Here is a 7,796-nt window from a genome sequence, read left to right as displayed (position 1 = left end):
TATAAAACCCTTGGGAGAATTCTCGTTTGAAATGGGGAAAAAGCAAATACAAGCCATAACAGTAAATTCCAAAGCATATAGGCGTTATGATATAATTGACGAGCATGCGCATTTTGTAATATTTTTTCAAATAACTTTTATAGGCTTTATAATCTAGTGCTACTAATTGTTGTGCTTTACGCATTTTAGAATACCACTCAATGACGATACGCACCAGCATGGCCGTGATCATTAATAACAATCCTAAACTGAAAGTGTTGAAATTTTGAGGCAAGTAAATGATCGCATAAATAGTTATAATTATCAATGTAAGTGACATTATAATCATTCCTATTCGTTGACTGTTACGTTGTTTAGTGGCGAGCGAAATGATCTCCTTCGAATTTGTTAACGGATTATTATCATTTTCTTTATTCCATATTTTAGTTAATATATCATTTTCCATTGGTGATGCATTTTAAAAGTGATTTTCTAATTCGGCTGAGTCGTGTTCTTAACGTGCCGTGTTGTAATCCTACGGTATCAGCAATCGTTTCTTGAGGTATTTCTTCAAGCTCTAGTAGGATTAAAGTTTTATTTTGATGATTTAGTTGATCGATACAGGCATACATCTTTTGAATGTTTTGGTCTTTGTTTTCATCTATATCTTTGAAATCTTCCATTAGAACTTCCTTTAATGGAACGGTCTTTTTGGTTTTACGCAAATCGCTCAGACAGGTGTTCACCGCAATTCGATAAATCCAAGTACTTATCGATGATCGCTGTTGGAACGATTTTCTATGATTCCAGATTTTAATAAAGGTTTGCTGGTGCCATTCTTGAGCTATCTCATTATTTCCAGATGCATATCCTAGGCATAATCGATATACCTTATCAGAATGTTGCTGGTAGAGTGTGTCAAAATCTTTTTCTATATCCATTAATCGTTACTTAAAACCTCCTTCAATCGATCCATGAACCATTCTGGCTGATCCAGCATAATAAAGTGAGCTGCGTCTGTAGCCATAATGAGATTATAATTTTCAAGATTCTCATATTGCTTTTTATAAGTCTGTGTGGCCATTGCAGCTCCATAAGGTTGATCTGCGGCAATAATAGTAACTGGAATAGTGATCATTTTCAAGTTTTCTCGCATATCTAATTTAAGATAATCTGTATAACCATATACATAAGTTTTACGGTCAGCTTGTAGCATCCATGCTTTAATTTGTTGCTGAGCTTCCTTATTCAAACTCATTCCCATAGACATTCCTACCGCCATTTGCTCAAAATTCTCATCACTCATCTCTAGCTGCTGTTTGTTATAAGGACTATCATAAGAGAGATTATCGGGATTAAAATCAGGAAACATTAATGCTCCTGTTGCTGGTAGTGCATCTACAATAACCAGCTGACTTATCCTAGAATTTTCTCTACTGGCTAACCAAGTCGCCACGGTACCGCCTAAACTGTGTCCTACGACCGTTACATTTTTTAAATCCTGCTCTATCAAATACGTTTCTAATGATTCATTTATTTGTGGCAACCAGGGAAAAGAAATAGGTTCTTTTCCTCCAAAACCTGCTAAGGTAACTACATGACATTCATAGGTCTTATCAAGTTCCTTTACCACTGGATTCCAAACCTCACCAGGAACGGTAAATCCAGGAATGAATAGAACAGGTTGTCCCTTACCAGATACCGCTACGTGAATAGGTTCCGCTGAGTTTGAGTTTGAAGCAAATGTTGCGTTAGAAAAGCAAATAAGAATAAATAAAGTGAATACATTTTTCATGATTTCTGTTTTAAAGTTTCCCTTTAGATGCAGAACTCAGAAAATGTTACATGGTATTTCTAAAAAAAATGGGAATTTAATTTTGAGCATTAAAAAAGCCCTTCATCTCTGAAGGGCTTTTGTTTATCGCTCCATTACTGGAAGATTTCCGCCTAAGCGGAAATTTGTGCTTAATTTTCTAATGCCTCAGCACCACCTACGATTTCTAAGATCTCGTTAGTAATAGCTGCTTGACGTGCTTTGTTATAAGTTAATTTTAACTGATCTCTAAGCTCAGTAGCGTTATCTGTTGCCTTGTGCATAGCTGTCATACGAGCACCGTGCTCACTAGCCCATGAATCACGTACTCCTTTATACAATTGAGTTTTTAAAGACTTAGGGATTAACTCTTCTATAATTTCCTCTTTAGAAGGCTCAAAAATGTAATCTAACTCTTTTTGCTCTTCTAGTGCCGCTTCATCCTTTGCCACTGGTTTTAATGGTAAGAAATCTTCAGTCATAACGATTTGTGTAGCTGCGTTTTTAAAACTGTTATAAACTAAAACAATCCTATCATACTCACCAGTTACAAATAGCTCCATTAACTCCTCAGCAATAGTAGCTACGTTTTCAAAAGAGATGTCGTCAAATAAATCGCTCTTATTTGCAATTACATTATCAGTTTTCTTTCCAAAGTCGTTTGCTTTTTTACCTATAGTCATATAAGAAACAGCAACACCTTTTAAATCTTCTTGATTCAAACGAATCAACTCTTTAATGATATTTGAGTTAAAAGCTCCGGCTAGACCACGATTAGAAGTTATTGCCACTACAAGCGCTTTTTTCACTTCTCTCTGTTCAGCAAATTTACTACCTGCTTCACCTTCCATGGTAGCGCTTAGACTTTGTAAAATCTCTGTAAGCTTATCAGAATAAGGGCGCATCGCTGTAATAGCATCTTGTGCTTTTTTCAACTTTGCCGCACTCACCATTTTCATCGCAGAGGTGATCTGCATGGTAGATGATACTGATGATATTCTGTTTCTTATTTCTTTTAAATTGGCCATGATTTACTTATGACTTATGACTTAAGAGTTATGTAGCGGTGAGCTATGAGTTTTTTATAATGGTGACAAGCATTCTCATAATCTCATCCACTTCTTTTAATAGTTCCTTTGGAACCGTTTTTATCTCCAAATCTATTAATTCTAACCAGTACTCCGTTTCATCTGCTTCTTTGAGAGAAATACCAAGTTTATTTTTAAAATCCTTTGTGCTAACACCTCGCTGCGCCTCTCTAACATTAGCTCCAATAGAAGTGCCGCTTTTCAATAACTGTCTAGCAATCTCGTAATGTCTTTCCTCTTTTAAAATCATCGTAAATCTTACAATCGCACGAGCAAATTCAAAAGTTCTATTTCTTATTACGCTATCTTCTAAACCCATTGAGCATATTCTTAAGTCTGAACTCATAAGTCATAAGTCTTTACACTCATTACTCTGAACTCATCACTTAATTAATAACGACTAGAAAGATCTTTTGCAACTGCTGTAAGTGTATCGATCACTTCATCAGTTAATTTTCCAGCTTTAAGAGTGTCTAGAGTACCTCTATGCTTAGCATTAAGTAGCTCTATATAATCTCTTTCAAATTCTTTTACTTTCTCTACAGGAACGTTTTTCAATAAGTTCTTAGAACCTGCATAGATAATAGCAATCTGATCTTCAACTGTGTAAGGATCATTCTCTGACTGCTTTAAGATCTCAACGTTTCTTCTACCTTTTTCAATAACTCCTAGAGTGGTTGCATCTAAATCAGAACCGAATTTAGCAAACGCTTCTAATTCACGGAAAGCCGCCTGGTCTAACTTTAACGTACCAGATACTTTCTTCATAGACTTGATCTGAGCAGATCCACCTACACGAGATACAGAAATACCTACGTTAATGGCTGGACGTACACCAGAGTTGAATAAATCACCATCAAGGAAAATCTGTCCGTCTGTAATGGAAATTACGTTAGTAGGAATATATGCAGATACATCACCTGCTTGAGTTTCAATGATAGGAAGAGCCGTAAGAGATCCACCACCTTTAACGATAGGTTTTAAACTATCTGGTAAGTCATTCATGGTTTTTGCGATTTCATCATCGGCAATAACCTTTGCTGCGCGCTCTACTAATCTTGAGTGCAAGAAGAATACATCTCCAGGATATGCCTCACGTCCTGGTGGACGACGTAACAATAAAGAGATCTCACGGTAAGCAACGGCTTGCTTAGATAAATCATCATAAATGATAAGTGCAGGACGACCTGTATCACGGAAATACTCACCTATAGATGCTCCAGCAAATGGTGCATAAACCTGCATTGCTGCTGGGTCAGATGCATTTGCTGCTACGATTGTTGTATAAGCTAGTGCTCCTTTTTCTTCAAGTACTTTTGCAATGTTTGCTACTGTAGAGGCTTTTTGACCTATGGCTACATAGATACAATATACAGGCTCACCAGCATCGTAGAATTCTTTTTGATTAAGAATAGTATCAATACAAACAGTAGTTTTACCAGTCTGACGGTCACCGATTACAAGCTCACGCTGTCCACGACCTACAGGAATCATCGCATCAACAGATTTAATTCCAGTTTGAAGCGGCTCAGTTACCGGCTGACGAAAAACAACTCCAGGAGCCTTGCGCTCCAGTGGCATTTCATAAAGGTCTCCTTCTATAGCACCTTTACCGTCGATAGGCTCACCAAGTGTATTTACTACACGACCTACTATACCTTCACCTACTTTAAGAGATGCGATACGTTGAGTACGTTTTACAGTATCACCTTCGGCAATACCAGTAGATGGTCCTAAGAGAACCACACCTACATTATCTTCTTCTAGGTTCAGAACGATACCTTCAATTCCAGATGCAAATGCAACTAGTTCTCCATATTGAGCGTTAGAAAGACCGTAAACACGTGCGATACCATCACCTACTGTAAGTACGGTTCCCACTTCATCAAGTGACGCTGTTGCGTCAAAACCTGATAATTGTTGCTTAAGTATTGCAGATACTTCTGCTGGATTTACTTCTGCCATGTTCTTGTTTTTATTCTTATCAATTAGGTCTTTATGACCTTATATTTATTATTAAATACGCTTTCGCGAAAGCGAAAAATCAAAAACTCCTTTACTAATTACTAGCAAAGGTTCTTTTTAATTCCCCTAATTTATTTGCAACACTAGCATTAATCTCTTGATCACCTACTCTAAGAATAAATCCTCCTACGATAGATGGGTCGATTTTTTTCTCTAGTGTAATTTCTTTTCCTGCTAAATCTTTAGCCTTAGCTAGTACTTTTTTCTCTAAATCTGCGGTGATTTCAACTGCCGTAGTTACGGTAGCAATCTCACGTTTGTTCATTTCTTCAAAAAGCAATACATACTTAGTAGCGACATCCATTAAAATGTCAGTACGTTTATTATCTACTAAGAGATCAAATGATCCCATAGTAATAGTGCCTGCATCTTTAAAAACTTGTTGCAAGGCACCACGTTTTTGTTCAGACTTTACTAATGGACTGCTCATGAAGTCACTTAATTCTTTATTACTATGGATAGTAACAAGAATGTTTTTCATTTCTTCATTTACGGCAACTGCCTCATTCTTATCTATGGCTAGACTAAGAATAGCTTTTGCGTATCGGGATGCAGCTCTAGATAGTTTCATGTTCTTAGATATTTGCTTCGGCTAGTAATTGCTCGATAAGTGCGTGTTGCGCATCTTTTTCAGAAAGTTCCTTGCGTGTCACTTTCTCAGCGATGTCTACAGATAGACTAGCTACTTGAGATTTTATATCAGCAAGTGCTGCTTTCTTTTCTGCTTCTATTGCTTCTTGAGCTTGCGCAATAATCTTATCTGCTTTTTCTTGAGCTTGACCAGATGCATCTGAAATCATTTTTTCTTTAATCTCACGCGCTTCTTTAAGCATTTCATCTCTTTGAGCACGAGCCTCTTGAGCAGCAGCTTGATTAGATGCTTCTAGGTTTGCCATTTCTATTTTTGCGTTCTCAGCGGCAGCAAGTGCATCAGCAATTCCTTCTTCCCTTTCAGAGAGAGCATTTAAAATAGGTTTCCATGCAAATTTTCTCATCAACACAATTAAGATAATAAGAATAAATGCTTGCATGAAAAACAAGCCTGGCGAAAAATCATTGATTAAATCTAACATAATAAAATGTTGTTGTGTTTAAAATTTAATAGTTAAACAGTTCTCACAACCAACCGTTACGAGAACTGTTTGTTTTTTTTGAACTCTTATTAGTTTTTACCTAATAAAAGAGCTCCAAATGCAAGTCCTTCAAGAAGTGCACCGATAATAATCATTGCAGTCTGGATCTTTCCAGCCGCTTCAGGTTGACGAGCAATAGCTTCCATCGCTTTTCCACCTATTTGACCAAGACCGATACCACCACCGATAACGATAAGACCTGCACCAATTAAATTATACGCTGTTTCCATAATAATGGGTATTAAAAATTAAACAAAAAATTAAACAAAACGTTCTCTAACTTCATCGATATCATCCTCAGCAGCTCCATGATGCTCATCATGATCATGCTCTGCAACTGCCATCCCTATAAATAGGGCAGATAACATCGTAAAGATAAATGCCTGTAAAAAGGCTACTAATAATTCTATAACTGAAAGGAATAACGTCAAGAATACAGATAACCCTGTAGAACCTACGACTCCAAACTGTGCTTTTAAAGTAATCATTAAAGCTACAAGACCCATGACAACTACGTGTCCAGCTGTAATGTTTGCAAAAAGACGTACTAATAAAGAAAATGGCTTAGTAAGCAATCCTATTAACTCAATAGGAATCAATGCTATTTTCATTAAGACAGGAACACCTGGCATCCAAAAAATATGCATCCAATAATCTTTATTACCACTAAATTGAACTATAAAAAATGTAAATAGCGCAAGACATACAGTCACAGCAATCTGTCCTGTAATATTGAATCCTAATGGAGTTAACCCTAAAAGGTTAGCTATCCATATTAAGAAAAATACCGTAAGCAAATAACCCATGTATTTTCTATATTTTTTCTCACCAATATTAGGTCTAGCGATCTCATCTCTGACATAGAGGACTAGCGGCTCTAAAACACGACCGAATCCAGTTGGGATGCTTTTAGTTTTATACTGCTTTGCTAGGCCACCAAAAACTAACAACATTAACAATCCTATTATTATAAGTCCAAAAACAGATTTAGTAACAGACATATCAAACACTCTATGAGCATTTGTAGGGTGATGATCTGCATCAAAGTTAATACTGGTAGCACCGTTATCTAATTCGTAAATCTTACTATGTAATTTTGTGAATGTAGCCTCTCCTTTATTTACTAAAACCTTACCACTATCATCATGGTGAAATTCTGAAGACATAAAAAACTTAGGGCCGTCTGTGGACCATAGAATCACTGGAAGTGGAAAACCTATATGCTTTCTTTCACCAGAATCATTTGTATAAGAGAATAAATGAAAATCATGAGAATCTTTTAAATGGTGATCTATATATGAATCGATTTCTGCCTTAGTATTAATCTTACCTCCATCAGATTCGATCTCCTTATCATAGGCATAATCACCCATTTGATCTTGTGCTTGTGCCGCTGCAGAAGCTATAAAAATCAAAGCAATAAAAGCTGTTTTTAAATACGCTCTATACATGTAAATCACCTTAAAAAGTTAGGTCTCTTAATTCGGGTGCAAATGTATGACAAAAAAACGTGTGAAAAGCGTGCTTTTAAAAGTTAATTTTTTACACTTTTAATTATAGTCAATCATTTCTTATTAAGCCACTTAATAACTATAGTGGCTTCTAAAAATAGAAAAATAAAATAAGGAATTAAAAAACCTAGAACCTCAACTCTAGACAAGCTAGGCCCAGTTATCAATTCTGGAAACAGAATTAATACTATTCCAAATTTTATAAAAACAAGTGCTAGAAAGGCAAACCCCAACTTATCTGGCACTA

At 36.2% G+C, this 7,796-nt stretch carries 11 protein-coding genes; all 11 read right to left on the bottom strand.

Annotation, left to right across the window (positions count from 1 at the left end; translation table 11 throughout):
* The coding region (locus ACTF48_RS10595) for a hypothetical protein (protein ID WP_438963129.1) at positions 1-445 on the bottom strand (445 nt) is incomplete at its 3' end.
* Positions 435-920, bottom strand: coding sequence for an RNA polymerase sigma factor (locus ACTF48_RS10590; RefSeq protein WP_438963128.1), 486 nt, complete (start codon positions 918-920; stop codon positions 435-437). The genes ACTF48_RS10590 and ACTF48_RS10595, both read right to left, overlap by 11 nt.
* Positions 920-1,774: an alpha/beta fold hydrolase gene (locus ACTF48_RS10585; protein ID WP_438963127.1), complete on the bottom strand. Its 855-nt coding sequence runs from the start codon at positions 1,772-1,774 to the stop codon at positions 920-922. Before ACTF48_RS10585 ends, ACTF48_RS10590 begins: the two co-directional genes overlap by 1 nt.
* Positions 1,775-1,944: 170 nt before the next feature.
* Positions 1,945-2,820, bottom strand: coding sequence for an ATP synthase F1 subunit gamma (gene atpG / locus ACTF48_RS10580; protein WP_438963126.1), 876 nt, complete (start codon positions 2,818-2,820; stop codon positions 1,945-1,947).
* A gap of 43 nt (positions 2,821-2,863) precedes the next feature.
* Positions 2,864-3,199, bottom strand: a complete 336-nt coding sequence (locus tag ACTF48_RS10575) for a four helix bundle protein (protein ID WP_438963125.1) — start codon at positions 3,197-3,199, stop codon at positions 2,864-2,866.
* Positions 3,200-3,270: 71 nt separating this feature from the next.
* Positions 3,271-4,845 (bottom strand): F0F1 ATP synthase subunit alpha, encoded by a 1,575-nt coding sequence (gene atpA / locus ACTF48_RS10570; RefSeq protein WP_438963124.1) that lies wholly within the window; start codon positions 4,843-4,845, stop codon positions 3,271-3,273.
* A 94-nt stretch (positions 4,846-4,939) separates the two neighbouring features.
* Positions 4,940-5,476 (bottom strand): ATP synthase F1 subunit delta, encoded by a 537-nt coding sequence (gene atpH / locus ACTF48_RS10565; RefSeq protein ID WP_438963123.1) that lies wholly within the window; start codon positions 5,474-5,476, stop codon positions 4,940-4,942.
* A 4-nt stretch (positions 5,477-5,480) separates the two neighbouring features.
* Positions 5,481-5,978 (bottom strand): F0F1 ATP synthase subunit B, encoded by a 498-nt coding sequence (locus tag ACTF48_RS10560; RefSeq protein ID WP_438963122.1) that lies wholly within the window; start codon positions 5,976-5,978, stop codon positions 5,481-5,483.
* A gap of 89 nt (positions 5,979-6,067) precedes the next feature.
* The gene (gene atpE / locus ACTF48_RS10555) at positions 6,068-6,268 is read right to left on the bottom strand and encodes an ATP synthase F0 subunit C (RefSeq protein ID WP_036583467.1); all 201 of its coding nucleotides are present in this window, start codon (positions 6,266-6,268) and stop codon (positions 6,068-6,070) included.
* Between the two features lie 30 nt (positions 6,269-6,298).
* Entirely contained in the window at positions 6,299-7,489 is a 1,191-nt protein-coding gene (atpB, locus tag ACTF48_RS10550; protein WP_438963121.1) for a F0F1 ATP synthase subunit A, read from the bottom strand.
* Between the two features lie 113 nt (positions 7,490-7,602).
* The coding region (locus ACTF48_RS10545; protein WP_438963120.1) for a DUF6168 family protein at positions 7,603-7,796 on the bottom strand (194 nt) is incomplete at its 5' end.

The organism is Nonlabens sp. (genome assembly GCF_965660805.1).
Lineage (GTDB): Bacteria > Bacteroidota > Bacteroidia > Flavobacteriales > Flavobacteriaceae > Nonlabens.
This window is presented reverse-complemented; position numbering and strand designations above follow the sequence as displayed.

Bases quoted from the DNA above. Each gene is read 5' to 3' on its own strand.
- atpH (WP_438963123.1), bottom strand. From the start codon at position 5,476: ATGAAACTATCTAGAGCTGCATCCCGATACGCAAAAGCTATTCTTAGT.
- atpG (WP_438963126.1), bottom strand. From the start codon at position 2,820: ATGGCCAATTTAAAAGAAATAAGAAACAGAATATCATCAGTATCATCT.
- atpE (WP_036583467.1), bottom strand. From the start codon at position 6,268: ATGGAAACAGCGTATAATTTAATTGGTGCAGGTCTTATCGTTATCGGT.
- ACTF48_RS10575 (WP_438963125.1), bottom strand. From the start codon at position 3,199: ATGGGTTTAGAAGATAGCGTAATAAGAAATAGAACTTTTGAATTTGCT.
- atpA (WP_438963124.1), bottom strand. From the start codon at position 4,845: ATGGCAGAAGTAAATCCAGCAGAAGTATCTGCAATACTTAAGCAACAA.
- ACTF48_RS10560 (WP_438963122.1), bottom strand. From the start codon at position 5,978: ATGTTAGATTTAATCAATGATTTTTCGCCAGGCTTGTTTTTCATGCAA.
- ACTF48_RS10585 (WP_438963127.1), bottom strand. From the start codon at position 1,774: ATGAAAAATGTATTCACTTTATTTATTCTTATTTGCTTTTCTAACGCA.
- atpB (WP_438963121.1), bottom strand. From the start codon at position 7,489: ATGTATAGAGCGTATTTAAAAACAGCTTTTATTGCTTTGATTTTTATA.
- ACTF48_RS10590 (WP_438963128.1), bottom strand. From the start codon at position 920: ATGGATATAGAAAAAGATTTTGACACACTCTACCAGCAACATTCTGAT.